This is a genomic window from Streptomyces sp. NPDC030798, assembly GCF_055572275.1.
The window spans coordinates 249,537-274,827 of the sequence record NZ_JBVIDR010000011.1; the positions used below are offsets into that span (position 1 = coordinate 249,537).

Below are 25,291 nucleotides of genomic sequence, written 5' to 3' on the forward strand. Positions count from 1 at the left end.
AGGAATGTGCAGTCGCTTCACTGGTCACTCGCTTTCACCGTGGGCCGTGGGGAGCCGGGTCAGCGTTACGAGGCGTGGCCGGACGGGAGTATGTCATGACCATTTGAAACCTCAAAGGGAATACCCCCGGGGGGTACGTTGTTACGGCAGGGTCAACGGCATGTACGGACGGACGAGGAGAGAGGAGACCGGCGATGGACGACCACACGCACGCACACGAGCACGGGCAGGCGCATCAGGGTGCTCACGTCGGCCGGGACGGCCACGGTGGCCACCACGCGTCGCAGGCGTCGTGGCGCACGGCCGCGCAGGCGACGCTGCACTGCCTGACCGGCTGCGCCATCGGTGAAGTCCTCGGCATGGTCATCGGCACCGCGGCCGGACTGCACAACGCCGCCACCGTCGTCATCTCCATCGCGCTCGCCTTCGTCTTCGGCTACGCGCTGACCATGCGCGGCGTGCTGCGTGCCGGTCTGCCGGTCCGGCAGGCGCTCAAGGTGGCGCTGGCGGCGGACACCGTGTCCATCGCCGTGATGGAACTGATCGACAACACCGTCATGGTGGGCGTACCCGGCGCGATGGACGCCGGCCTCGGCCAGCTCCTCTTCTGGGCCTCCCTCGCCCTGTCCCTGGTCCTGGCCTTCGCCGTGACCACCCCGGTCAACCGCCTGCTGATCACCCACGGCAAGGGCCACGCAGTGGTCCACGCGTACCACTGACGCCGGCGCATCGTCGTGTGGGGCCCGGCGCCCGCCCGTCGAGGATCGGTCGAGAGGCGGGACCTCGGTGTCGGGGTGGCCGCCGGGGGGCGGAAAGGGGTGGCGGCCGGGGTCGTCGGTCTGTGCCTCGGCCTGACCGAGGGCGTCCCGGACGGTCAGGCGCTCAGCCACGTTCCCTCCCGCCGCGGAGGCGCGGGCGCCGCCCTGTTCGGTACGGCCCACATGAGCCTGGAGACCCTCACCCTCGCGGCCGCGACCGGGGTGTCGGCCGCGTTCGGCCCCGCGTCGGCGCCGGCGGTCGCCGGAGCGGTGTGCCTGTGCGCCGCCCTCGCCGTGCGACGGGCCGTCCCCGGACGGTGACGTCCGGCGCGGCACACGTGCAGAGGTACGCGCGGAGGGGAAGCTGGGGGTGTACAGCCGGGGTTCTCAGGTACCCGCACCGGGTCCGGCGGCGAACGGGTGAAGCTCCGGCGTGGCGTGGCGCACTTTTGCAAGCGGGTGCTTGCAATTGTTAGCAGCGGTGCGGCAAGGTGGAGGCATGGCATCGCTCAACGTCGGCAATCTCGGTGAGTACCTGCGCGAGCAGCGGCGCAACGCACAGCTGTCGCTGCGGCAACTCGCCGACGCCGCCGGGGTGTCCAATCCGTACCTGAGCCAGATCGAGCGCGGGCTGCGCAAGCCCAGCGCGGAGGTGCTCCAGCAGGTCGCCAAGGCGCTGCGCATCTCCGCCGAGACGCTGTACGTCCGCGCCGGCATCCTCGACGCCGAACGGGACCGGGACGAGGTCGAGACGCGCGCCGTCATCCTCGCCGACCCCTCGCTCAACGAGCGGCAGAAGCAGGTGCTGCTCCAGATCTACGAGTCCTTCCGCAAGGAGAACGGATTCGGGACCGGCGAAGCGGCCGTGGAGGACGGGGACGTGGACGACGAGACCGGCGACACCGATGTCCCGAGCGACACCGCCGTACGCGGCGCCCGCACGACCGGCGGCAGTGATGCCGGTCCGCGGCGGACGGCAGGGTAGGCAGGCCCTGGACAAGTCAGCCCCCGACCACCACACCGCGGACCCCACAAAACCCTCAGCCGAAAGCGAATCCGGGAGGACCATCACCATGGCCATCACCGACGACCTGCGCAAGACCCTCAGCGACCCGACTCCGCTCTACTTCGCCGCCGGCACCGCCGACCTCGCCCTCCAGCAGGCCAAGAAGGTGCCCGCCCTGGTCGAGCAGCTGCGCGCCGAGGCTCCTGCCCGCATCGAGAAGGTGCGCAACACCGACCCGAAGGCCGTGCAGGAGAAGGCCGCCGCCCGGGCCAAGGAGGCGCAGGAGACCATCCAGACGAAGGTGGGCGAGTTCATCGGCACCCTCGACGTGGACCTGAAGAAGCTCGGCGAGACCGCCCAGGACCTCGCCCTGCGCGGCGTCGGCGTGGCCGCCGAGTACGCCGTCAAGGCCCGCGAGACGTACGAGAAGGTCGCCGAGCACGGCGAGCAGGCCGTGAAGACCTGGCGCGGCGAGGCCGCCGAGGAGATCGAGGACCTGGCGATCGTCGTCGAGGGCAAGCCCGAGCCGGTCACCGTCAAGGACGAGCCGAAGGCCAAGGAGGAGCCGAAGCCGACCGTGGTCAAGGCCGAGCCGGCCGACTCCGCCGCCGCGAAGAAGCCCGTGGCGAAGAAGGCCCCGGCCCCGCGCAAGGCCACCCCGACCGCGAAGAAGACGACCCCGCCCGCCAAGTGACCCGTACCGGGCTGTGAACGGGCCGGGCACCTTTGGGGTGTCCGGCCCGTTCTATGGGTACGGTGGCGGCGTAACCGGGATCGGAACGGGACCGTAGGACAAACGGGCGGTGGGCAGCATGCTGATGTTGGGCTTCGCGGGGTTCATGGGGATCTTGAAGATCGTCCTCATGGCGCTCGCCGCGTTCGGGCTGTTCGACGCCGCCCTGCGGCGCGAGGACGCGTTCCGCGCGGCCGACAAGCAGAACAAGGTCTTCTGGCTGATCATCCTGGGCATCGCCCTGGTCGTCAGCTACCTGTTCTCGATCATCTCCATCCTGCCGATCGCCGGTGTGGTCGCGAGCATCGTGTACATCGTGGACGTACGGCCCGCCCTCAAGCAGGTCTCCGGCGGCAGCGGCTGGGGTCGCCGCCGCGGCGGCAGCAGCAGCGACGGTCCGTACGGGCCGTACAACGGCGGCCGCTAGCGGCGGGAGGCCGGCCTACGGCGTGCGGTCCAGCAGGACCACCGCCACGTCGTCCGTCAGCTCGCCGCCGTTGAGGTCGCGGACCTCGCTCACCGCCGCCCGCAGCAGGTCCTCGCCGCGCAGGCCCTCGGCCAGCTGGCGGCGGATCATCTCCACCATGCCGTCCTGGCCGAGCCGCTCCCCGCCCGCGCCGATCCGGCCCTCGATCAGTCCGTCGGTGTAGAGCATCAGGCTCCACTCGGCCCCCAGCTCCACCTGCATCCGCGGCCAGCGCGCGCCGGGGAGCAGACCGAGGGCGGGGCCGTTGTTGTCGTACGGCAGCAGCTTCGCCGCGCGTCCGGGGCGGGCGATCAGCGGCGCCGGGTGGCCGGCCAGGCACAGGCCCGCACGGCGGCCGTCGGGTGCTATGTCCACCGTGCACAGCGTCGCGAAGATCTCGTCGTCGGAGCGCTCGTGCTCCAGCACCTGCTGCAGCGTGCCCAGCAGCTCGTCCCCGCACAGGCCGGCCAGCGTCAGCGCCCGCCAGGCGATGCGCAGCTCCACGCCGAGCGCCGCCTCGTCCGGGCCGTGCCCGCAGACATCGCCGATCATGGCGTGCACGGTGCCGTCGGGGGTGCGGACGGCGTCGTAGAAGTCGCCGCCGAGCAGCGCGCGGGAGCGGCCCGGGCGGTAGCGGGCGGCGAAGCGCAGCGCGGAGCCCTCCAGCAGCGGGGTCGGCAGCAGGCCGCGCTCCAGCCGACGGTTCTCCTGCGCGCGCAGCCTGCCCTCGGCCAGGCGCCGCTCGGCGGTGTCGGACCGCTTGCGCTCCACGGCGTAGCGGATGGCGCGGCTGAGCAGCCGGCCGTCCAGCTCGTCCCGGAACAGATAGTCCTGGGCGCCCACGCGCACGGCCTCGGCACCGCGCTCGGCGTCGCCGGAGGCGGTCAGCGCGAGCACGGCGTGCCGGGGCGCCAGCTCGAGCACGTGCTTGAGCACGGCCAGCTCGTCGTCGTCGGCGGCGCGGCCGGGCGCCGGCAGCGCCAGGTCGAGCAGGATGCAGTGGACGTCGTCGGTGAGCAGCCGCTCGGCCTCGGTGAGGTTGCGGGCGGTGCGCACACGGATGGGCTTGCCGGAGGGGTCCAGCAGCTCGGGCACGATCGGCGAGCCGGCCGGATCGTCCTCGATCAGCAGCAGGGTCAGCGTGGCGCCGGTCGGGGCGCTGTGATGAGCCTCGTCCTTGAGGTGGCCGCCGCCTGGGGCAGCGGTCTGCGCCTGACCACTCTCCACGGCCGGGATCGCTCTCTGCCGCGGTACGGGTACGGGCATCGTCCTGGTTCCTTCCCTCCCCCCGAGGGCATGGTGGGGGCGAGGGACCTCGACCCACCGTCGGGTGACCATAGCGGTACTGCCCACCCCGATGGAATGGTGTGAGCCGCGTCGCTGGGGCGCAGGACCCTGTCATATGCCCCGTTCCCTATCGCAGTTGGACAGGTCGCCCGGGGGACGGGGATGACGAAGCTCACGTACGGCCCCGGTTTGGGCGGGGGTTGGGGGTGCGGTGGGTCACATGACGTGCGTCACCGGGCGCGGGGGCCCGCTTCTCACCGTCACGCGTCGGGCCGTACGACTCCCAGGATCGGCATCGAGCCCGCCCCCGCGATCGTCACCGTCCGGCCGGGACGCGGGGCGTGGATGATGGCGCCGTCCCCGATGTACATCGCGACGTGGCTGGCGTCGTCGAAGTAGATGATGAGGTCGCCGGGGCGCATGTCCTTGACGTCGACGTGCTTGAGCTGCTTCCACTGCTCCTGCGAGGTGCGCGGGACCGGGTGCCCGGCGTGCGCCCAGGCCTGGGAGGTCAGGCCCGAGCAGTCGAAGGCCTTCGGGCCCTCGGCACCCCACACGTACGGCTTGCCGAGCTGGTCCGTTGCGTACTGGACCGCCTTCTTGCCCTGCGCGGAGGCCTTGCCGTTGATCTCCTCGAGGATGCCGGTGTCCAGCCAGGCGGTCTGCGCCTTGTGCGCGGCCTGCTGTTCGAGCTCGGCGAGCCGCTCCTTCTCCTTCTGCTCGAGCTGCGACTCGAGCTTCTCGGCGGCGGCGATCTGCTGCTTGATCTTCTTCTTGGCGGCCGCCTTGGCCTTGCGGTTGGCCTCCAGCTTCCGCCACTGCGCGGAGGCGTCGTCGGCGTAGGCCCGCAACTCCTTCTGCGTGCGGGTCATTTCGGCGATCAGCTTCTTCGTCGCCCGCTGGCCGTTGAGCACCGTGCCGGTGCCGTCGATGAACGCCTGCGGGTCGTCACTGAGCAGGAAACGGGCGGTGGGCGGGAGGCCGCCGGTGCGGTACTGGGCCCGCGCCGCCGCGCCCGCCTGGTCCTTGAGCCGCTCCAGCCGCTGCTGGCCCTCGACGATCTGCTTCGCCAGCTCGACGATCCTCGCGGACTGCTGCTCGGCCTTCTCCTCGGCCGCGTTGTAGGCGTCGGTGGCGACGGCCGCGTCGTGGTAGAGCTTGTCCAGCTTCTCGCGGACCTTCTCGAGGTCCTTGCTCGGCGGGGGAGCGGCGGGCGCGCTCGGGGTGGCGGTGGGTGTGGGGGTGGGGGCCGCGAACGCCGTGCCGGGCGCCGCCAGTACCGTCACCGCGCAGACCACGGTGAGGGCGGCCGTGAGCAGGCCGCGCTTGCCCGTACCCATACTTCTCCCCCAACTGATTTACCGTCAGTAACTTACGGTCGCCCGAGGATCGTGCCACGACGGCCCGCAAAACGACAGAGGCCGTGACACGTGGGATGGGCCCCGCACCGCGCCCCCCTCCGCGCATTTCCCCCGGTCCCCGCCGGGTACGACGATCTCCTCGGCGATGTGACGAACGACGCCCTGAGATCGTTCCCGACCGCCGGGCGCGCCGCTCAGCCGTGGCGCGGCGCCAACGCGCCCCACGTCACGGTGACTTCCCCCTGCCGCCAGCGCGCCGGGGAGTCGGCCACCGGCCAGTCGGCCGCCAGGTCCCGCACCGCGCGGATCCAGCGCTGCCGGGCGCCGTAGGAGGCGTAGGGCGCGGCGGCGGCCCAGGCGCGGTCGAAGTCGCGCAGGAAGGCGTGCACCGGCTCGCCGGGCACGTTGCGGTGGATCAGCGCCTTCGGGAGCCGCTCGGCGAGGTCCGAGGGACGCTCGAGGGAGCCGAGGCGGGTGGCGAAGGTGACGGTCCGTGGGCCCTCCGGGCCGAGCGCCACCCACACGTGCCGCCGCCCGATCTCGTCGCAGGTCCCCTCGACCAGCAGCCCGCCGCGCGAGCCGCCGCCGGCCGGGGCGAGCCGTGCGCACAGCCGCTGCCACACGGCGGCGACCTCGTCCTCGGAGTACTGCCGCAGCACGTTGGCGGCCCTCACCAGCACCGGGCGCCCGGACACCGGGATCTCGAACCCGCCGTGCCGGAAGTGCAGCCCGTGCCGTTCGTACGGCTTCGCCGCCGCGACCCGCTCCGGTTCGATCTCGACGCCGACCACGCGCGCGCGGGGCGCGACGGTACGGAGCCGGCCGAGCAGCTCCACGGCGGTCCAGGGCGCGGCGCCGTACCCGAGATCCACGGCCACCGGATCGGCCGCCCGCCGCAGCTCGGCCCCGTGCACGGCCGCGATCCACCGGTCCATGCGGCGCAGCCGATTGGGGTTGGTGGTCCCCCGCGTCACGCTTCCCACGGGGCGTGCAGTGACGCGGGTTGCCATGTCTACGAGGGTAAGGGGCCCGGTGGCCCGCCCCGGGCCGACTGCGGTGTGGCCTGCACAGCACCTCGCCGAACAGTTGATCGACGGCAGGTCATGATTCGGTAAAGCCGCGTGATCGGGAAATGGCAGGGCACCCGTCCGCTGTTGCACCCACGTGGAGGGCGAGGTCGGTCCTCCGGCAGGCATGCCCGCAGCAAGGAGGAACGCCACGTGAGCCAGTACGTCAGCAGGCTCGGGCGTCGCTCCCCGGTGGCACCCCCGCGGCTCCGGCTGCACCGCAGGCCCCGGCGAGTCGCCATGCTCTCCGTCCACACCTCACCCCTCCACCAGCCCGGCACCGGCGACGCCGGCGGCATGAACGTCTACATCGTGGAGCTGGCCCAGCGCCTGGCCGCGCAGGGCATCGAGGTCGAGATATTCACCCGCGCCACCGAGGGCGGCCTCCCGCCCCGCGTCGACCTCGCGCCCGGCGTCCTCGTCCGGCACGTCGACGCCGGCCCCTACGAGGGCCTCGCCAAGGAGGACCTCCCCGCCCAGCTCTGCGCCTTCACCCACGGCGTGATGCAGGCCTGGGCCGGACACCGCCCCGGCCACTACGACCTCGTCCACTCCCACTACTGGCTCTCCGGCCACGTCGGCTGGCTCGCCGCCCAGCGCTGGGGCGTCCCCCTCGTGCACGCCATGCACACCATGGCCAAGGTCAAGAACGCCAACCTGGCCGACGGCGACACCCCCGAGCCCGCCGCCCGGGTCATCGGCGAGACCCAGATCGTCGCCGCCGCCGACCGGCTCATCGCCAACACCGCCGAGGAGGCCGACGAGCTGGTACGGCACTACGCCGCCGACCCCGCCAAGGTCGCCGTCGTCCACCCCGGCGTGAACCTCGACCGCTTCCGCCCCGCCGACGGCCGCGCCGCCGCCCGCGCCCGCCTCGGGCTCCCCCAGGACGCCCTGATCCCCCTCTTCGCGGGCCGCATACAGCCCCTGAAGGCCCCGGACATCCTGCTGCGCGCGGTCGCCGTCCTTCTCGACGAGCGCCCCGACCTGCGCTCCCGCATCCTCGTCCCGGTCGTCGGCGGGCCCAGCGGCAGCGGCCTCGCCAAGCCCGAGGGCCTGCAGAAGCTCGCCGCGCGGCTCGGCATCGCCGACGTCGTACGGTTCCGCCCGCCGGTCGGCCAGGAACAGCTCGCCGACTGGTTCCGGGCCGCCTCCGTCCTCGTCATGCCGTCCTACAGCGAGTCCTTCGGCCTGGTCGCCATAGAGGCGCAGGCCACCGGTACCCCCGTGCTCGCGGCCTCGGTCGGCGGCCTGCCCGTCGCCGTGCGCGACGGCGCCACCGGCTTCCTCGTCGAGGGCCACAACCCGGCCGACTACGCGCGCGTGCTGCGCCGTTTCGCCGACGAGCCGACCCTGCCGGCGCACCTGGGGGAGGCCGCCGCCCGGCACGCCCAGTCCTTCGGCTGGGACACGGCCGCCGCCGCCACCGCCGACGTCTACACGGCCGCGACCCAGTCCCACCGCCGTCGCGTACGCTCCCAGCATGGGTGATGTCGAGAGGGCCGCGCAGGTCGTCGAGGGCGTGCTGAAGGACGCCGAACTGGAATGGGAGAGCCCCGAGCCCGGGAACTACGTCGTCAAACTCCCCGGCACCCGCAAGCTCTCCACGACCGTCTCCCTGCTCGTGGGCCGCCACACCCTCTCCCTGAACGCCTTCGTCATCCGCCACCCCGACGAGAACGAGGCGGGCGTCCACCGCTGGCTGCTGGAGCGCAACCTCAAGCTGTACGGCGTGAGTTACGCCGTCGACCGCCTCGGTGACATCTACGTCACCGCCCGCCTCCCGCTCGCCGCCGTCGCCCCCGACGAGATCGACCGCCTCCTCGGCCAGACCCTGGAGGCCGCCGACGGCGCCTTCAACACCCTGCTGGAACTGGGCTTCGCCTCCGCCATCCGCAAGGAGTACGCCTGGCGCGTGTCGCGCGGCGAATCGACCCGGAATTTGGACGCGTTCACCCACCTGCTCGACCGCCCGACCGACTGACGGCGCCCACCGCGCCGGTACAACGTTCAGCGCGCCGGTACGGCGTTCAGCCCGCGCCGAGCCGGTAGCGCCCGGGGGTCACGCCCACCAGCCGCTTGAAGTGCCGGGTGAGATGGGCCTGGTCGTAGAACCCGGCGGCCGGCGCCGCCTCGCCCGGTGCCAGCCCGTCCAGCAGCAGCCGGCGGGCCCGGCCGACCCGGCGGGACATCAGATACTGGTGCGGGGCGATGCCGTACGCGCCGCTGAACGCCCGGACCAGATGGGCGGGATGAGCCCGCAGCAGCCCCGCGGCCTCCTCCAGCGAGACGCCCTCCACGACCCGGGCGTCGAGCAGCTCACGCAGCTCACGGGCGAGCGAGGGATCCCGGCGCGCCCGCGGCCCCTCGGGCCGGCCCCGCAGATGGCCGCGCAGCCGCTCCCCGACCAGGGTCAGCCGGCTCTCCGCCTCCAGCTCGTCGCCGGGGCGGGCGAGGGCGCAGTGCAGCCGGCCGACGCGCTGCCGCAGCACCGGATCGCGCAGGTCGGGCCGGTCGACGGCCGGTCCGATCAGCTCCTCGCCGAGCCGGCTGCTGTCGAGGTACACCACCCGCTTGCGGAAACCGCCCGGCGTGGCCGGCGAGCCGTTGTGCGGCACGTGCGGGGGCAGCAGGGTGACGGTGTCGTGCGGGGTGCCGTGCTCGTGCCGGTCGAGGTCGTACCGTACGGCGCCGACGTCCACGATGAGCAGCGTCCAGGCGTCGTGGACGTGCATCGGATAGGCGTACTCGGTGAAGTGCGCGTGGAAGACCTCGGTGACGCCCGGGACACCGGGGCGCCACGCGGTCACTTCCTGCCGGGCGGCCATGCAAAAAACGTACAAGACGGGGGCGTACGGCGGTCGGCAGTCTCGACGCATGAGCGCTGAACCCATCCGTTTCGACACGAAGATCGCCGTACTGCTGCGCGCGGACCTGGAGCCCTGGCAGCGGCTGAACGTCACCGCGTTCCTGGTCAGCGGCCTGGGCGCGGCGGTCCCCGAGGTGATCGGGGAGCCGTACGAGGACGCCGACGGGGTGGCCTACCTGCCGATGTTCCGCCAGCCGGTGCTGGTGTTCGAGGGGACGAAGGAGACGCTGCGCGCGGCGCACGGGCGGGCGCTGAGCCGGGCCCTGCCCCGGGCGGTGTTCACGGCGGACCTGTTCACCACGGGCAACGACCGCGACAACCGCGCGGCGGTGCGCGCCGTGCCGACGGCGGACCTGGATCTGGTGGGGCTCGCGGTGTACGGCCCGCGGGGCGGCGTGGACAAGGTGCTGAAGGGGGCGCGGATGCATCCCTGAGCGCTGAGGGGGGTGCGGATGCAGGCGTGAGCGCTGAGGGGGATGCGGATGCAGGCGTGAGCGCTGAGGGGGCGCGAAGAAGGACGTGGGGCGCCCCCTCGGTGCGCGCTGCCCGTCAGCCGAACATGCCCGGCTGGTAGTCGCCGGCGGGCTGCTGGACGACGACGTTCATCCGGTTGTAGGCGTTGATCAGGGCGATGAGCGCCACCAGGGCGGCGAGCTGGTCCTCGTCGTAGTGCTTGGCGGCGTTCGCCCACACCTCGTCCGGGACGCCGCCGGCCGCGTCGGCGATGCGGGTGCCCTGCTCCATCAGCTCCAGGGCGGCCCGCTCGGCGTCGGTGAACACCTTGGCCTCCCTCCAGGCGGCCACCATGTGCAGGCGCTCGGCGGTCTCCCCGGCGTGGGCGGCGTCCTTGGTGTGCATGTCGGTGCAGAAGCCGCAGCCGTTGATCTGGCTGGCGCGGATCTTCACCAGTTCCTGGGTCGCGGCGGGCAGCGTGGAGTCCGAGATCACCTTGCCGGCCGAGTTGATGTACCGCAGGAACTTGCCCGCGACGGCGTTCTCGAAGAGGTTGAGACGAGCTTCCATGGTCGGGCTCCTTGGCTCTCGGTGCTTTCCGTTGGCTACACATCCATGACCCGGCAGCCCTCCGGGATGTGACAGCCTCGCCTGTGACCCCCGTCACGCCTGGCTGGGAGACTCGGCGGACGCCCGAAGCGCCCCCGTCCGGGGCGCCGCCGCTTCCTCTTCCCGGGGCAGCCGCCGCATGAGCACCCCGTACCCGATCCCCGCCACCGTGCCGACGACCGCGCACATCCCCCACAGCCACGCCGCCCCGAACCGGTCGATGACCGCGCCGGAGATCAGCGGCGCGACCAGGGCGGCGACGGACCAGGACAACGAGTACACGCCCTGGTAGCGCCCGCGCCCGTGCACCGGTGACAGCCGTACGACGAGCCCGGTCTGCGTCGGCGCGTTGACGATCTCGGCGAGCGTCCACACGCACACGGTCAGCGCGAAGACGCCGACCGAGCCGGCGAAGGCGGTCAGCCCGAAGCCGTAGCCCGCGAGGAGCGAGGAGACGACGAGCAGCGAGCGCGGATCGCGGTGCTCGATGAAACGGGTGACCGGGATCTGCAAGGCGACGATGAGGATGCCGTTGACGGCGACGGCGAGGCCGTAGTCGGCGGGCGTGAACCCGGCCCGGCCCATGGCGACCGGCAGGCCGACGGATCCCTGCTGGAAGACGAGGGCGACGAGGAAGGAGAGCCCGACGACGGCCATGTACCGCCCGTCGCGCAGCACGGTCCCGAGCCCGACGCTCTCCCCCTTCTCCTTCTCCCCGACGGCGGGCCGCGACTCGGGCACCTTCAGGAAGACGACGAGCGCGCAGACGGCCGTCATCCCGGCCTCGATCAGGAAGCCGGCGAGGTAGCTGAACTCGGCGATGAACCCGGCGGCCATGGAGGAGACGGCGAAGCCGAGGTTGATGGCCCAGTAGTTGAGCGAGAAGGCCCGCACCCGGTCCTCGGGCCGCACGATGTCGGCCATCATCGCCTGCACGGCCGGCCGGGAGGCGTTGGCGGACAGGCCGACCAGGAAGGCGACGCCGGCGATGGTGAGCGGGTCGTGCACGAAGCCGAGCAGGGTGACGGAGGCGGCGGTCGCCGACTGGGCGACGAGCATGGTCGGCCGCCTGCCGAGCCGGTCGGCCATCACCCCGCCGCCCAGCGAGGAGACGACCCCGCCGAGCCCGTGCAGCGAGGCGACGAGACCGGCGTAGGAGGCCGAGTAGCCACGGTCGAGCGTCAGGTACAGCGCCATGAAGGTGGCGACGAAGGCGCCCAGCCGGTTGACCAGGGTGCTGGTCCACAGCCACCAGAACTCGCGGGGGAGCCCGGAGACGCTCTCCCGGGCGGCACGTCTGAGACTGGCGACGGACATGGAACCGAACCCCCGATGTAAGCGGCCTAACCGACTGCCACACCTTACGATCCCAGTCTTGGCATGAACCACCCAATTAACGGGAGCCGCCCCCCGGCCCGCCTCCCGTCCGCCCACCGAGCAGCCGGAGCACCGTCCCGAGGGCGTGGATTACGCTCTGACCCATGGCCGACGCACCGTACAAGCTGATCCTCCTCCGCCACGGCGAGAGCGAGTGGAACGCGAAGAACCTGTTCACCGGCTGGGTGGACGTCAACCTGAACGAGAAGGGCGAGAAGGAGGCAGTCCGCGGCGGCGAACTCCTGAAGGACGCCGGTCTCCTGCCCGACGTGGTCCACACGTCCCTGCAGAAGCGCGCGATCCGCACCGCCCAGCTGGCTCTCGAGGCCGCCGACCGCCACTGGATCCCGGTCCACCGCAGCTGGCGCCTGAACGAGCGCCACTACGGCGCCCTCCAGGGCAAGGACAAGGCGGCGACGCTGGCCGAGTTCGGCGAGGAGCAGTTCATGCTCTGGCGCCGCTCGTACGACACCCCGCCCCCGCCGCTCGCCGACGACTCGGAGTTCTCCCAGTCCGCCGACCCCCGCTACGCGACGATCCCCCCGGAGCTGCGCCCCCGCACGGAGTGCCTCAAGGACGTCGTCGTCCGGATGCTCCCGTACTGGTACGACGGCATCGTCCCCGACCTCCTGACCGGCCGCACGGTCCTCGTCGCCGCCCACGGCAACTCCCTGCGCGCCCTGGTCAAGCACCTGGACAACATCTCGGACGCCGACATCGCGGGCCTGAACATCCCGACCGGCATCCCCCTGTACTACGAACTCGACGCCGACTTCAACCCGGTCACCCCGGGCGGCAAGTACCTCGACCCGCAGGCGGCCGCAGCAGCGATCGAGGCGGTCAAGAACCAGGGCAAGAAGAAGTAGGTTGCGCGATCATGCCTCCCACCTGCGCACATGGCGCGGGCGGGAGGCATTTTCGTGCCGTGCCGCAGCGCGTGCATGCCGTGCTCGCGGGCGGCGGCGTGCTCGCGGCTCTTAGGCAAGTGCGGCCGGTGCCTGGTGTTCTTTCGGCCCTGACGTCCCGGCCCGGGTGTCAGCGATCGTCGCGGCGCAGCTTGTACCGCCATACCTCGTCGAGGTCGTACTCGTACGGGGTGCCGGGCGGCGCCGGGGGAAGGCGGCGTGCGCCTTCCACGCACCGCTCGTCGTCATGGCGGGCGAGCCCGTACACGGCGACGACCCGGACCTGGCGGATCGGATCGTCCAGCAGCTCTGCCATGCCGTCGGCGAGGGCGGGATCGCGGCTCCTGCCGTCGGCGATCGTACGGCAGGCCCGCTGCCGCACCTCTGCGTCGGGGTCGGTCATGAGACCCAGCAGCGTCTCCTGGATGACGGGGGGAAAGGCCCGCGACCACTGGTCGAAGGCGGAGGCTACCGCGCGCCGCACCCGGACGTCGGGATGGCTGCCGTATGGCAGGACGGCTGCGTCGGCGCGCGGGTCGGCGTGGTCGGCGAGGCCGACCAGCACCTCGGTGAGCACGGCGGCGTCAGTCTCCCCGCCCGACCAGTCGACGAAGAGCTCCAGGGCGGCGCCCGCGAAGGGTTGCTCGTCGCTCTGGTCGAACAGATGGGTCAGTCGCAACACCTCTGCACCGAACAGCCGGTGTACCGGGTCCGGATGGACGCGCAGGGCCGCAGCGGCGTCCCAGGTGCCCTGGTCGCGGCGGTTCGCCAGAAGCATCGTGGAAGTCAGCCATACGGCGTGCTGCTGGTCGGGGCGGGTCAGGGCGCGGTCCATCAGTTCCTCGAAGGAGGTTCGGATGTTGAGCGTGGCCTCCAGATCCGTGAGGATCGCCGCGTGCCCGTCGCGCACTGTCAGCCCCCCGAGGGAGAGCTCGTTGACGGCCGTGAACTCGTCGTCCTGGACGCGGGTTGGAGCCACGGGGCCCTGCGCGCCGGTACGGCGCCGCAGTTCCGCTTCGGTGCCCGTTTCATGCCAGTGCCGGGCGAGGTTCCGCATTTCCAGTAGCTCGGCCTCGCGGTGACGCCACCGGGACCCATCGTGCAAGACGGCCTCGACCAGCGTCGGCGAGCCCGAGTCGACGGCCTTGCGCAGTGGCGGCACACCGTCCGGTCCGCACTGCTCGGGGTCGGCACCATGCTCGGCCAGTAGATGGGCGGCGGTTCCGGCGTACAACTCGATCGCCAGGCATAGTGCTGGTGTTCCCCGTCCGTCATGCACGTCGGGGTCGGCGCCTGCCTGAAGCAGGTGTCCCATAGCGTCGGTGTCCCTGGCCCGTACTGCAGATATCAGGAAAGGGTCGAAGTCCACTTCGCCGCTCATGTCCACACCAGCGCTCACGCCCATGCCCCCGTCGCTTTGGCCGCTCGTCAGTCTAGGACGTTCACCTTTTGGCGGAACCGCCTGCAACTGAGACGGTCGACGAAGCGGTCTCGGCGTCAGAGGGGGTTCTCCGGCTGATGGTGCGGGGGTTGTCTGTGCACGGCGCGCCAGCGTGACCGTGTCTGTTCGACGATGCTGTCCCACTGGCGGCGGACTTCGTCCTGGGACGGGCGCCGGCCCTGCCGGATCCGGAGGAGTTCGTCTCGTACCTCCCTGCCCAGGGCGGCTGATACGACGAGGATGAGCATGGCGCCGAAGAGGGCCGAGGCCATCCCGAAGACCGCGCCGGCCGCGCCGTAGCGCGAGGCGTAGGAATTGAACAGGCGTGGCAGGTAGACGGTCGCGACCACCGAATAGGCCGCAGTCAGGCCGGCCGCGCTGACCGCGAACGGGAGCAGGGCCGTCCCGGTGAGCCGTTTCGCGGAGAGGATCCGGCCGCTCCAGGTGAGGAACGCCGTGGTCACCGGGACCTCGCACACCGCAGCCGCCAGTCCCAGGCGACCCCCGCCCAGAGCCACGTAGAGCCATCCGATGACTACGGTGTAGAGGCTGAGTGTGCAGATCCACCACAGGCCGTTGCGTGTGTTGCGTACGCCGAGCGGCTTGAGTTCCCAGGTCTGTTCGAACAGCCGCTGCACGGTCCGGGAGAAGCTCAGCACCGAGATCGCCAGGAACACGGTCCCGAAGACACCGACGCCGGCACTCGTGGACTCGGCGGAGAACACCGCCCGGACGGCTTCAGCACCTCCGCCGGTGAGCCCGTAGCGGTTGATGATCCGGTCTGCGGACTCTCCGCCGAAGACGGCACCGCTCAGCACTGCCAGCGGGATCAGCCCGGTCAGTGCACCGGAGGCCAGAGCCATCGAGCGGTCGAAGCCCGCGACCTTCTGGAACCGGTTGATGACGCGCAGCACGAACGCAGGACGCAGCCAGAATGTCAGCGTTCTGATGAGCTGCTCGCGGTTGATGCCCGCAGTCCTGCCCTCCGCCGATCAAGGGTCATATGTGGCGAGGTGAGCCTAAAGGACGTTCGTTCGCGAAGCGGTGGGCGACACAGGAACCGGACGGGAGGTGAAGGCCGTCGGGCACGGATCGGCCGTCGTGGGCGCACCGAGGGTGCCGGCCGTCAGTCCAGTGCGGCGAAGCTGGGCCGTCCCTGGGCCGTCCGAGGCACGCGAGCCCACCGCTCCTGAGCAGCGAGCGCCCCGCGGCGTGTGGCTGCGGGGCGCCTTGTGTGGTTCAGTCGATCTGCTCCCCGTTGTGCATGCCGCCCTTGCAGACGTTGGCCGTCAGATCGGGCGTTCCGCCGCCCTGCTTGCACTCGGAAGGGGTGACGTAGGACGAGGCACCCTGTGGTGCGGCGGCGGCGGTGACGGCGCCTGTGAGGCCGAGTCCGGCGAGGGCTGCCGTGCCGATGACAGCGGCGAGGATTCGTCGAATGCGCATGTGGTTCCCCTTTTCACGGATTGCCTCGGTTGGGGGTACTCATCAGTCTTCACCCATGTGGGTGCGACGTCATGTTGGGCCATTGGGGTAACAGCGCTGCCGGCTGCGGAGTCCGTTAACTCTTCAAATTTTGCTGTACGGGGCCGCTTCGCGTGCCGTGTCGCGAATCGTCACCCGTCGACGTGCGTGGTGGTGAGGTTCTGCCAAGTGCGGCCGCTGTCGCGGGACGTGACGGCCAGGAGGGCGCTGCGCGTGCTCTTTGGGGCGCACAGGCTGAACGGCAGCCGGGTCGCCGAGGAGCACGGTGGAGCCGACCGGCGGGTGCACCGTGCCGGTCGGCTCCGGGGAGATCCGGCATCGCTACAGGTGGGAGATGCGAACGACCTGGTCGGTCACTGTCACGTGATCGCCTGTGTCGTCCCGTCGGGCAGCGCGCAGGCGTCACCGGCGTAGGGGCGTGAAACGATCTGCCCGCCGGCGGCCGTGCAGTCGTCTCTGGAGATGGTCGGAGACGACGCGGCCCCGGCGCCCGCAGCGCCGACGACGCTCACGCCGGCCAGGGTTGCCGCGGCCAGGACGAGGCCCAGGATTCTTCGCATGCGCATGACTTCCTCCTCCTCCCGGGCGCCCTCGCTCCATCTTCGGGAAGGAGACGGGGCCCGTGGGCGGTCCGCCAAGTCCCTCACTTCAGCGTCGCATCCTCTCCCCCACCCGTCCTGTGCACCCGGGGACGGCCGCGCTGAGTGACTGCGCGGGTACGAAGGGCGGCAGCCGGCCGTTCAGCCCTGGTCACGGGCAGCGAGCGTTCCTCCCAGCCACTGCCGGATCGCGGTGAAGTCGGCGTCCGTCAGGCCGTAGCGGTGGTCGACGCGGTGCAGGAGGGCCGGGGCGGGGTGGTGGGCGGTGACCCAGGCGCGGTCGAGGGCGGTGAGTTCGTCGTCGAGCCAGACGAAGGGGCGGCCGGCCGCCCAGGCGACCAGGGGGCGGGTCTTCCAGTGCAACGGGCCGGGCGGCTCGTCCTCGTCCGGCCACGGGACGACCGGCAGCGCGGGCAGGCCGAGCCAGGGGGACAGGCAGGCGTTGGCGTCGTCCCCCCAGGTGGTCGCCCACACCAGCGCGCAGTCGAGCGCCGTCAGACGCCGGCCGAGTGTTGGATCGACGCGGTGCAGCAGCGGATGCGCCGCGGCGGCCTCCGCGGGCGGGGCGAGACCGTGGTCGTGGACGGGGTAGGGGCGGCCCGGTGCGCCGAAGGGGATGAGCGGACCGTCCACGTCGAGGAAGAGCAGCATCAAGGACAAGGATCAGGTCTCCGAGCCCTTGAGGCGAGAACTCGATGGCGGCGGGTGCGGCCTGGCGGTAGCGTCGCGGGCATGACTGCCGGGTCGGCCGTGGGCCGTGAGCGAGTTGGGTGCCCGGCCTCTGAGTGAGGTCTCCGCGGGCGCGGAGCCCGCCTTCCTTCTCTGCGTGAGCGAAGTCGTCGATCTGTCGCAGAGAGAGAAGAGAGCGTGCCCAACGAGTTCAATCAGAAGATCATCGAAGAGTTCCGGGCCCGGCACGGACGCGTGAGCGGCTGGTTCGAGGATGCCCGGCTGATCCTGCTGACCACCACCGGTGCCCGTACCGGCGCCCCGCACACCACCCCCGTCGGCTACCTCCCGGACGGCGCCGGCCGGATCCTGGTCATCGCCTCGGCCGGGGGCTCGCCGCGTCACCCCGACTGGTACCGGAACCTGCTCGCGCACCCCGAAGCGACCGTCGAGAGCGGGGTGTTCACCTACCGGGCCCGCGCCGAAGTGCTGGCGGGCGAGGAGCGGGACCGGGCCTTCGCGCGGGCGGTGGAGGCGGACCGGGGCTGGCAGGCGTACCAGGACAGGACGGACCGGGTGATCCCCGTCGTCGCACTGCACGAGATCCCCCAGGGCGGTCCGCCGGACATCGCCGCCGGCTCGCCGGGTGCGGCGATCCGGCTGGTCCATGACGTGTTCCGGCGCGAACTCGCCCTGATTCGCCAGGAGATGGCCGCCGGCGACGGTTCGGCCCTCGGCGCGCAGCTCCGCGTCAACTGCCTCACCCTGTGCCAGGGGCTGCACCACCACCACGCCGGCGAGGACACCGCGCTGTTCCCGTTCCTCGCCGGGCGCCATCCGCGGCTCGCGCCTGTGCTGGAGCGGCTGCGGGCGGAGCACGGGCGGATCTCCGTCCTCGTGGAGCAGCTCGGGCGCGCGGTCTCCGGTGAGCACGCCGACCCGGCCGGCGCCCGCGCCGAGGTGGACCGGCTGACGGCCGAGCTGGAGGATCATCTGGCGTACGAGGAGGAGCAGTTGGTGGCGGTCCTGGACGCCGGCTAGAACGGCAGGGGCCTGGAATGGATGACGTCCAGGCGGGAGACCGCTCGGGTCAGGACCACGTACAGGCGGTGGGTGCCGCGGTGTTCCGCCTCCGTGATGGCTGCGGGCTCCACGGCGATGACGTGGTCGTATTCCAGGCCCTTGACCAGGGTCGCGGGTACCAGGGAGAGCCGGGCAGCCGGTTCGTCGGGGCCCGCGGGGGTGAGGCCGGCCGCGGTGAGGGCGTCCCGCAGGGCGGGGATGTCCGTGTCCGCCGCGACGACCCCGACCGAGCCCTCGCCGGCCAGTGCCTCGCGTACGGCGGTGACGGTCGCGGCGGGCGCGTCGTCGGTGGGGCGGACGGTCAGCTCGCCGTCCGCCCGCAGGGACCGTACGGCGGGCACGGCGACGTCGAGCCGGCCGAGCAGCCGGTTGGCCAGCTCGGCGACCGCCGCCGGCACCCGGAACCCGGTGGTCAGCGGCACTACGGCCGCTTCCGGTTTGCCCAGGTGACGAAGTTGGACGTCCCAGGTGCGCGCGGCCCACGGCGTGGTGCCCTGGGCGAGGTCGCCGAGCACGGTCAGCGAGCCGAAGACGGCCCGGCGGGCGATGGCCCGGCACTCCATGGGCGAGAGGTCCTGCGCCTCGTCCACGACGATGTGGCCGTAGCCCTCGGGGTGTTCGATCAGTCCGGACAGCTCGTCCAGCAGGACCAGGTCGGCGGCCGACCAGCGGGCGGACTTGAAGGATCGCGGTGGGCGGGGCCACAGGAGCGCCGCCTGCTCGTCGGGGTCCAGGAGGCCGTCTGCGGCCCGCGCCAACGCAGCGGGGTCCGTGAGGAGTTCGGTCAGCACCTCCTCGGGGCGAACCTTCGGCCAGACCGCGTCGAGTTGGGCGGTGAGCGGCCGGGCCCGTTCGACGCGGCGCACCCAGGCGTTCGGCCGGGGACCCGAGCGCCGCTCGGCCTGTGCCTGCAGCCGCCGTACGACCCGGGTGCGCACCCGCTCGCGGCCGGTGGCGTACGGCGGCTGCTCGGCGCGCACCTCGTCCACGATCGCCGCCAGGTCCCCGGCGGACACCCGCCAGCGGTACGACCCGTCCGGTACGACGAGGTCGGTGAGGCCCGCGCTCACCACCCGCCCGTACAGCGCCCGGCGCAGCACCTCGGCCATGCGGGCGTCGTGCTTGACCGTGGCCGTGGGGACGGGGTCGGTGCCGGTGACCGGGTGGCGGGCGACCTCCTCCAGCAGGGTGGCCTGGCGCACGCCGGTCTCGCCGAGGGAGGGCAGCACCTCGGCGATGTAGGACAGGAAGGTGCGGTTGGGGCCGAGGATCAGCAGGCCGGAGCGGCGGACGCGGCGGGGGTGGGTGTAGAGGAGGTAGGCGGCGCGGTGGAGGCCGACGGCGGTCTTGCCGGTGCCGGGGGCACCCTGGACGCAGACGGAGTCGGTGAGGCCGGCGCGGACGAGGTCGTCCTGCTCGGGCTGGATGGTGGCCGCGATGTCCCGCATGGGCCCGACGCGGGGCCGTTCGATCTCCCGGGCGACGATGTCGCCGGCCCGGGACTCGCCCCGGCCCAGGTACTCGTCCTCGAGCCCGGTCAGGTCGGCGGAGTCGCCCCGGCTGCCGGGCGCCCAGCCGAACCGGCGCCGTACCTCCACGCCCTGCGGGTCGCGGGCGCTCGACTGGTAGAAGGCGCGGGAGACGGGGGCCCGCCAGTCGACGACGAGGGGCGGGGCGGCCGGGTCCTCGGTGATCCGCAGGCGGCCGACGTGGTACTGCTGACCGCCGTGCTCGGGGTCGCTGTCGGCGAAGTCGAGACGGCCGAAGAACAGCGGGCCTCTCGGCAGTTCGCGCAGGGCCTTGGCGCGGCTGCGCAGCTGGTGGCCGAGCACCTCGGCGTCGGCTCCGGAGGCGGAGACGTCCTCGCCGGAGACGACGTGCTCGGCTGCGCCCTCGACCATGGCGGCGAGGGCGGTGCGGCAGGCGTCGTGGTACGCGCGTTCACGGTGGAGGGTGTCGTCGAGGGTGCGCCGGGGTGACGTCATGACCCCACCGTACCGAATTTATGTAACCGAGTTAAATTTATTACTCAGTCTCATGTGCGGGCCGGAGTGCCAGCCCCGCCTCCAGGCGCTCGAACGCCCGCTGCGCCGCCCGCACCGCGTCCGGACGGACCTCCTCCACACCCTCCCCGGCCGCGATCCGCCGCCAGTTCTCCAGCGCCAGGATCCGCTGGACGGCGATGATCTGCCCGGCGGCGAGCTTCGCCTCCAGGCCCCCGCCGAGGGCCTCGGCCAGCGCGGCCTCCGAGCGCTCGAGATGGCCGTACACCCGGGCCACCAGGGCCGGCGTCCCGTACAGCAGCCGATGGAAGGAGAGCACCGCGGGGTGGTCGTTGAGGCCCGTGACCGGGTCGCACCGCTCGAGCCCGGCGAGGAAGTGCCGGCGCAGCGCCCGAAGCGGCTCGGCCGAGCCCGCGGCCACCCGCGCGGCCTCCGTCTCGTGGTCGGCGATCCGGTACAGGACCAGGTCCTCCTTGGCCGGGAAGTACCGGAACAGCGTCGGCTTGGAGATCCCGGCCGCGGCGGCCACCTCCGCGACCGACACGGCATCGAACCCGCGCTCCAGGAACAGCGCCACGGCGGTGTCCGACACCTCCTGGTACATCCGCTGCTTCTTGCGCTCCCGCAGGCCCATCTCACCCATGGGGGCAGCCTACGCAGCGGGATCCTGGCACCGTGCCCGTCAGTGGCCGTGCTGTGCGTGCCAGCGCATGAGTGCGGTGACGATTTTGCGCGGCTCCGGCACCGCCTCCAGCCCCAGGGGAACGACGGCGTCGGCCAGGACCCGGTGCAGCTTCAGCGCGGCCGGGCCGAGCCGCCGCCGGCCGGCGCCCCGGACGGCACCCAGCGTGAGGGCCGTACGGATGACGTCGGTGAAGACGGACTGGGCCCTCTTGTAGGCGATCAGCCGCCCCAGGTCCTGCCGCCAGCCGTTCGTACCGCCGGGGCGGATCTCCTCCACGGCCGCGCGCCACTGCTCGGCCACCGTCCGCGCCTGCCACGCCGGGTAGCGCATCAGGTGCAGATGGGTGGCCAGGTCGTAGAGCGGGTCGCCGACCATCGCCAGTTCCCAGTCGATGGTCCACAGACGTCGTTCGGCGTCCACGATGAAGTTCTCGCGATGCAGATCCGCGTGCAGCAGGCAGAAGCGGCGCTCCCGCAGTCCGGACACGTGTTTGCGCAGATGCTTGAACGCGTCGGCGCCCAGGCCGAGTTCCCGGAAGAGGCCCTCGAACCGGTTCAGATTGTGCTGGTACACCCGGTGCTCGGTGAAATGGACGAGCCGCTCCAGGAACCCTTCCGTGTCGCCGTCGTCCGGACGGTCCTCCGCATCGCATCTCCGGTCGACCGCGATCGTCCCGGGAGCGACTGCCGCCAGTTGCCGGAACAGCCCGAGGATCTGCTGCCGGAACACATCGGGAACCGGGGTGTCCGACGAGTGGAGGGAGCCGAGTGTCCGCCCTTCGATGAACCGCTGCAGGCCCGTACCGCCAATGTCGACGATCTCCGGAATTCTCTGGACCCGGCCGTGCAGTGCCTTCAGGAGCTGTTCTTCCGAGGCGAAGCAGCGGCGGTCGAACCAGAGCAGATCGGCGCGCGGCTCACGGCATTTCCATCGCCCCGGCCGGAGCCGACCCGCCTCGCCGTGCAGCGGAAACACATAGGTCTCGTGGTGATACCCCTGGAGCGGGCCCTCGACCACACTCGGGTCACGGCTGACCTCGGCCGCACGCCGCCGAGCAATCGAAGTCGGTTCGGGGGACATTGCCCGTTTCTCTCGCGTTGGACCCTTCCGAAGGGCTCAGAAGTGGCAGAACGCTACTCCACTTCACGCCAATTCAGGCGTGCATCGTGCCAGACGCCGTCGTCCTGTCGGCCCCACTCGTCCGACCGGGTCCACGGGACGGCGAATGCACGCACACGTGTGCCACCCCACCCCTCGCCGGTGAGCAACTTCCGGGCGTGGTCCGGCCCCGCTCGGCTACGGTCGCCGGGTCCGCAGGGTCAGCAGCAGCGGTTCCAGCGAGCCGACGATGTGCTCGGCCCCGGCCTCCCGCAACAGCTTCGCCTTGCGTTCGTTGCGCGCGTAGCCGAGGAACGGCACGCCCGCGTCGCGGGCGGCGGCCAGGTCGGAGGGGGAGTCGCCGATCATCAGGGCGGCCGAGGGGGCGGCGCCCATCGCGTTCAGGGCCTGGTTGAGGCAGTACGGGTCGGGCTTGAGCAGGTGCAGGTCGGCGGTCCGGCCGTAGAGGTGGGGCGCGAAGCAGGCGGTCAGGCCCCGGCTGTCCAGGTAGGCGCGGACCGCCCGCGGGGAGTTGTTGGTGGTGATGGCCAGGCGCGAGCCGACGGCGGTCCAGGTGCGGATCACGGGGTCGGCCCAGGCGGTGGGCAGCGCGGTACCGGCAGCGCGCACCTCCTCCTTGGTGAGACGTTCCTCCAGCTCGGCGACCAGGTCACTGCCGGGGCGCCTGCGGTCCACGGCGCGCAGCAACACCTGCGGGTCCAGGGAGTCGCGCTCCGTGTCGTCCAGCAGGCCGTGCAGTCCACGCCCGGCCAGCCACTCCACCAGGTCGACCGCCACCCGTTCCGCCTTGTGCTGGGCGAAGAGGCGGCAGATGGGCCCGTCGAAGTCCCACAGGACGACCCGGGCGTGCTGGAGCAGGTCCCGCAGCTGCGCGGCCGGGCCGGCCGCCGTACCGGTCGTGGTGTCAGTCGTCGTCTCAGAAGTCACTAGAAGAGTGTCAGGTCCGTGGTGATGGTTTCCCAGAGGGCGTCGAACCACTTCTGGGACTGCTCCACGAACGCCGCGTCCCGCTGACCGGCCCGCTTCTGGAAGGAGAACAGCAGGGACTCCGAGCCGAGCGTGTCGTACATCTCCAGGGTGCCCTGGTCGGTGGGCTCCTCGCGGCGCGTGACCATGTAGTACGCGAAGAGCGCCTCCGCGCCGTTGAGCAGGTACAGCTTGGTCGGTGGGGTGAAGGGCAGCGCGCGGAAGGTGACGTTCACGTCGATGTCGTGGGTCGAGCGCAGCGCCTGCAGGTTGTACTGCAGGACCTGCCCCTGGGCGTTGCGCATGGCCAGCCAGCGCTGGTGCACCGGGTCGTCCTCGGCGCGGGGGGTGTCGACGGAGACCGGGAAGGCGAGGTTGATGTCCCGGGAGGGCAGCAGGATGCGGACGTCGACCCGGTCGGGGCGCAGCCGGCCCTCGTGGATCAGGCGGAGCGGCTCGCCGAGCGCCGGGATCAGGCTCTGCGCGGTCAGGCAGACGGCGTCGATGCGGACGTGCGGGGCGGAGAACGCCTCGGTCAGCCGGGGGGCGAGGCCCACCATCGTCGGCTGGGGTTCGTCGTGGGTGGGGGCCGGGCCGGCGACCCGGGGGGGACTGCCCTTGCTGACGTTGCTGAGCAGTCCGTCGTCGGCGAGGTCCCGCAGGGCCTGGCGCACGGCACCGCGCTCGACGCCGAACTCCTCGGCCAGCTCGGCCTGGGTGGGCAGGCGGTCGCCCGGCTTGAGGTCGCCGGAGCGGATGCGGTCCCGCAGGGTGTCGGCAATCTCCTGGGGAGTGAGCCTTCTGCTGCCGTTCACTGCCACGTTCTCCTGGGTCACGACCAAACGCTACAACCCTGATCCATCTAAAGGGAGTTGTTGCGAAGTTGTTTGCGAGTATGCGCCAAGTGGGGACAACTTAATCATAGTTGGTTGCCAACTTGGTCGGAGTTGGCAGACCGAAAGGGGGAACCACCATGCCCGCCCTCGCGCTTCTCTCCGCTCTCTTCGTCGTCGGCTTCGAGCAGCTCGTCCAGTGGAAGTACGGCGCCGCCGGCCTCGTCGGCCTGCTGCTGCTCTCGGTGGGCATCAAGGCCAAGAGCCCGGCGGTCAGCTCCGCCGGCGCCGTGCTGCTCGCGGTACTCCTCGCCGGCCCGGCCCTCTGAGGCGGGCCCACGACGGCGTTACGGCCTGAGCACCAGGTCCGAACTGATCGTCTCCCACAGCGCGTCGAACCACAGGTGGGACTGCTCCACGAACGTCGTGTCGCGCAGGTCCGCGCCCTGCGCGAACGGGAACAGCATCGACCGCGTGCCCTCGGTGTCGTAGAGCTGCAGGTGCGCGTGGTCGATCTCGCGCTCGCGGCGGGTGAGCGTGTAGTACGCGAACAGCGCCTCCGCGCCGTTGAGCAGATACAGCTTCACGGGCGGGGTGAAGGGCAGCGCCCGGAAGGAGACGTGCACCTCGATGCCGTGCGTGGTGCGCAACGCCAGCAGGTTGTTGCGCAGCACCTGCCCCTGGGCGTTGCGCTGGGCGAGCCAGCGGCGGTGCAGCAGGCCGGTGTCGGCGGCGTCCACCGGGGCCGGGAAGGCGAGGTCGATGTCCCGGCTGGGCAGCAGCACCCGCACGTCGATCTTGGCCGGTTTCAGCTGTCCGGCGTGGATCTGCCGCAGCGGCTCACCGATGGCCAGGGTGAGCGAGACGGCGGTCAGGCACAGGGCGTCGATCTCGACGTGCGGGGCGGCGAAGGCGGCCGCGATCCGCGGGGCGAGGCCCACCATGGTGGGCTGCGGCGGTGCCGTGGGGCCGGCCGCCGGACGGAGCCGCTGCCCGGGGAGCGCGGCCACAGTGGCGGGGCTGCCCTTGGAGACATTGGTGAGCAGGTGCTCGGACTGCAGGATGCGCAGGGCCTGGCGCACCGCACCGCGCTCGACCCCGAACTCGTCGGCCAGCTTGGCCTGGGTGGGCATGCGCTGCCCCGGGCGCAGCACCCCGGACCGGATCCGGGCGCGCAGTTCGTCGGCCACCTCGCGGTGTGACGTGCGTGCCCGCTGTGGCCTCTTCCGTTCACTGGCGGAGGCGTGTTCCAGGTCCACAGAAAGACACTACAACTTCGCGCCATCTTGCGGCAGTTCTGTGGAAGGTGGTTATGAGACGCATCCAAGCGGAGATAAGTACAGAGAAGTTGGTAGCCAACTTGAACGACATGGTCAAGCTTCCCGGTGGTTGGCCGACCGGGCTCCCTTCCGGAGGGGAGCCGGGAGCCCGGACCAGGGGCGGTCACCGGAGCGCACAGCCGCCACGGCACCACCCGCACAGCCACAACCGAACATCGCAGCGCACAGCCACAACTG

The 25,291-nt window shown here is 71.7% G+C and carries 28 protein-coding genes; 11 read left to right on the forward strand and 17 right to left on the reverse strand.

Annotated elements, in window-relative coordinates:
- Positions 1–194: 194 nt before the first annotated feature.
- From ACZ404_RS25405 to ACZ404_RS25425, 5 genes are all read left to right on the forward strand, one after another.
- Positions 195–719, forward strand: coding sequence for a DUF4396 domain-containing protein (locus tag ACZ404_RS25405; protein ID WP_468443599.1), 525 nt, complete (start codon positions 195–197; stop codon positions 717–719).
- Positions 720–818: 99 nt separating this feature from the next.
- On the forward strand, positions 819–1,079 hold the full coding sequence (locus ACZ404_RS25410) for a hypothetical protein (protein WP_468443601.1): 261 nt from the start codon (positions 819–821) through the stop codon (positions 1,077–1,079).
- A 178-nt stretch (positions 1,080–1,257) separates the two neighbouring features.
- Complete coding sequence (locus ACZ404_RS25415; protein WP_468443603.1) at positions 1,258–1,743, forward strand: helix-turn-helix domain-containing protein; 486 nt, start codon at positions 1,258–1,260, stop codon at positions 1,741–1,743.
- Positions 1,744–1,831: 88 nt separating this feature from the next.
- On the forward strand, positions 1,832–2,458 hold the full coding sequence (locus ACZ404_RS25420; protein ID WP_468443605.1) for a hypothetical protein: 627 nt from the start codon (positions 1,832–1,834) through the stop codon (positions 2,456–2,458).
- 118 nt (positions 2,459–2,576) lie between these two features.
- Positions 2,577–2,924 carry a DUF2516 family protein gene (locus tag ACZ404_RS25425; protein ID WP_468443607.1) on the forward strand — a complete coding sequence of 116 codons (348 nt, stop codon included), beginning with the start codon at positions 2,577–2,579 and terminating at the stop codon, positions 2,922–2,924.
- A gap of 15 nt (positions 2,925–2,939) precedes the next feature.
- Here the strand turns inward: ACZ404_RS25425 and ACZ404_RS25430 are convergent, their stop codons facing one another.
- The 3 genes from ACZ404_RS25430 to ACZ404_RS25440 all read right to left on the reverse strand — a co-directional run bounded on the left by ACZ404_RS25430 (position 2,940) and on the right by ACZ404_RS25440 (position 6,621).
- Positions 2,940–4,229 (reverse strand): PP2C family protein-serine/threonine phosphatase, encoded by a 1,290-nt coding sequence (locus tag ACZ404_RS25430; protein WP_468443609.1) that lies wholly within the window; start codon positions 4,227–4,229, stop codon positions 2,940–2,942.
- Between the two features lie 281 nt (positions 4,230–4,510).
- On the reverse strand, positions 4,511–5,590 hold the full coding sequence (locus ACZ404_RS25435) for a C40 family peptidase (protein ID WP_468443611.1): 1,080 nt from the start codon (positions 5,588–5,590) through the stop codon (positions 4,511–4,513).
- 215 nt (positions 5,591–5,805) lie between these two features.
- Positions 5,806–6,621, reverse strand: coding sequence for a class I SAM-dependent methyltransferase (locus ACZ404_RS25440; RefSeq protein ID WP_468443613.1), 816 nt, complete (start codon positions 6,619–6,621; stop codon positions 5,806–5,808).
- A gap of 210 nt (positions 6,622–6,831) precedes the next feature.
- Here ACZ404_RS25440 and mshA point away from each other — a divergent pair, with 210 nt between their 5' ends.
- The gene (gene mshA / locus ACZ404_RS25445; RefSeq protein WP_468443615.1) at positions 6,832–8,169 is read left to right on the forward strand and encodes a D-inositol-3-phosphate glycosyltransferase; all 1,338 of its coding nucleotides are present in this window, start codon (positions 6,832–6,834) and stop codon (positions 8,167–8,169) included.
- A complete protein-coding gene (locus tag ACZ404_RS25450) occupies positions 8,162–8,662 on the forward strand; it encodes a type III secretion system chaperone family protein (protein ID WP_468443617.1) in 501 nt (166 codons plus the stop codon). Before mshA ends, ACZ404_RS25450 begins: the two co-directional genes overlap by 8 nt.
- A 46-nt stretch (positions 8,663–8,708) precedes the next feature.
- Here ACZ404_RS25450 and ACZ404_RS25455 read toward each other — a convergent pair whose 3' ends face one another.
- Complete coding sequence (locus ACZ404_RS25455) at positions 8,709–9,506, reverse strand: AraC family transcriptional regulator (protein WP_468443619.1); 798 nt, start codon at positions 9,504–9,506, stop codon at positions 8,709–8,711.
- A gap of 49 nt (positions 9,507–9,555) precedes the next feature.
- Between ACZ404_RS25455 and ACZ404_RS25460 the strand changes: the two genes are divergently transcribed.
- Positions 9,556–9,981 (forward strand): DUF2000 family protein, encoded by a 426-nt coding sequence (locus ACZ404_RS25460; RefSeq protein ID WP_468443621.1) that lies wholly within the window; start codon positions 9,556–9,558, stop codon positions 9,979–9,981.
- Positions 9,982–10,096: 115 nt separating this feature from the next.
- Here the strand turns inward: ACZ404_RS25460 and ACZ404_RS25465 are convergent, their stop codons facing one another.
- Positions 10,097–10,570, reverse strand: a complete 474-nt coding sequence (locus tag ACZ404_RS25465) for a carboxymuconolactone decarboxylase family protein (RefSeq protein WP_468443623.1) — start codon at positions 10,568–10,570, stop codon at positions 10,097–10,099.
- A gap of 93 nt (positions 10,571–10,663) precedes the next feature.
- A complete protein-coding gene (locus ACZ404_RS25470) occupies positions 10,664–11,926 on the reverse strand; it encodes an MDR family MFS transporter (protein ID WP_468443625.1) in 1,263 nt (420 codons plus the stop codon).
- 164 nt (positions 11,927–12,090) lie between these two features.
- Here ACZ404_RS25470 and ACZ404_RS25475 point away from each other — a divergent pair, with 164 nt between their 5' ends.
- Entirely contained in the window at positions 12,091–12,852 is a 762-nt protein-coding gene (locus tag ACZ404_RS25475) for a phosphoglyceromutase (RefSeq protein ID WP_468443627.1), read from the forward strand.
- A gap of 169 nt (positions 12,853–13,021) precedes the next feature.
- Here the strand turns inward: ACZ404_RS25475 and ACZ404_RS25480 are convergent, their stop codons facing one another.
- The 5 genes from ACZ404_RS25480 to ACZ404_RS25500 form a co-directional block, all read right to left on the reverse strand.
- Entirely contained in the window at positions 13,022–14,206 is a 1,185-nt protein-coding gene (locus tag ACZ404_RS25480; RefSeq protein ID WP_468443629.1) for a HEAT repeat domain-containing protein, read from the reverse strand.
- Between the two features lie 182 nt (positions 14,207–14,388).
- Complete coding sequence (locus ACZ404_RS25485; protein ID WP_468443631.1) at positions 14,389–15,246, reverse strand: hypothetical protein; 858 nt, start codon at positions 15,244–15,246, stop codon at positions 14,389–14,391.
- 325 nt (positions 15,247–15,571) lie between these two features.
- A complete protein-coding gene (locus ACZ404_RS25490) occupies positions 15,572–15,778 on the reverse strand; it encodes a hypothetical protein (RefSeq protein ID WP_468443633.1) in 207 nt (68 codons plus the stop codon).
- 398 nt (positions 15,779–16,176) lie between these two features.
- Entirely contained in the window at positions 16,177–16,383 is a 207-nt protein-coding gene (locus ACZ404_RS25495; protein WP_468443635.1) for a hypothetical protein, read from the reverse strand.
- Between the two features lie 174 nt (positions 16,384–16,557).
- Positions 16,558–17,067, reverse strand: a complete 510-nt coding sequence (locus ACZ404_RS25500) for an HAD domain-containing protein (protein ID WP_468443637.1) — start codon at positions 17,065–17,067, stop codon at positions 16,558–16,560.
- Between the two features lie 216 nt (positions 17,068–17,283).
- On the opposite strand from ACZ404_RS25500, the gene ACZ404_RS25505 reads away from it, so the two are divergent.
- A complete protein-coding gene (locus tag ACZ404_RS25505; RefSeq protein ID WP_468443639.1) occupies positions 17,284–18,126 on the forward strand; it encodes a nitroreductase/quinone reductase family protein in 843 nt (280 codons plus the stop codon).
- Here the strand turns inward: ACZ404_RS25505 and ACZ404_RS25510 are convergent.
- From ACZ404_RS25510 to ACZ404_RS25530, 5 genes are all read right to left on the reverse strand, one after another.
- A complete protein-coding gene (locus ACZ404_RS25510) occupies positions 18,123–20,153 on the reverse strand; it encodes a HelD family protein (RefSeq protein ID WP_468443641.1) in 2,031 nt (676 codons plus the stop codon). The genes ACZ404_RS25505 and ACZ404_RS25510 overlap by 4 nt on opposite strands.
- A gap of 40 nt (positions 20,154–20,193) precedes the next feature.
- Complete coding sequence (locus ACZ404_RS25515; protein ID WP_468443643.1) at positions 20,194–20,814, reverse strand: TetR/AcrR family transcriptional regulator; 621 nt, start codon at positions 20,812–20,814, stop codon at positions 20,194–20,196.
- Positions 20,815–20,853: 39 nt separating this feature from the next.
- Positions 20,854–21,936 carry a phosphotransferase gene (locus ACZ404_RS25520; RefSeq protein ID WP_468443645.1) on the reverse strand — a complete coding sequence of 361 codons (1,083 nt, stop codon included), beginning with the start codon at positions 21,934–21,936 and terminating at the stop codon, positions 20,854–20,856.
- 216 nt (positions 21,937–22,152) lie between these two features.
- Positions 22,153–22,902: an HAD family hydrolase gene (locus ACZ404_RS25525; RefSeq protein ID WP_468443647.1), complete on the reverse strand. Its 750-nt coding sequence runs from the start codon at positions 22,900–22,902 to the stop codon at positions 22,153–22,155.
- On the reverse strand, positions 22,902–23,783 hold the full coding sequence (locus ACZ404_RS25530) for a winged helix-turn-helix domain-containing protein (RefSeq protein ID WP_468443649.1): 882 nt from the start codon (positions 23,781–23,783) through the stop codon (positions 22,902–22,904). Before ACZ404_RS25530 ends, ACZ404_RS25525 begins: the two co-directional genes overlap by 1 nt.
- Before the next feature lie 131 nt (positions 23,784–23,914).
- Here ACZ404_RS25530 and ACZ404_RS25535 point away from each other — a divergent pair, with 131 nt between their 5' ends.
- Complete coding sequence (locus ACZ404_RS25535; RefSeq protein WP_468443651.1) at positions 23,915–24,103, forward strand: hypothetical protein; 189 nt, start codon at positions 23,915–23,917, stop codon at positions 24,101–24,103.
- Positions 24,104–24,121: 18 nt separating this feature from the next.
- On the opposite strand, the gene ACZ404_RS25540 is transcribed toward ACZ404_RS25535, so the two are convergent.
- Positions 24,122–24,964 carry a winged helix-turn-helix domain-containing protein gene (locus ACZ404_RS25540; protein WP_468443653.1) on the reverse strand — a complete coding sequence of 281 codons (843 nt, stop codon included), beginning with the start codon at positions 24,962–24,964 and terminating at the stop codon, positions 24,122–24,124.
- Between the last annotated feature and the right edge of the window lie 327 nt (positions 24,965–25,291).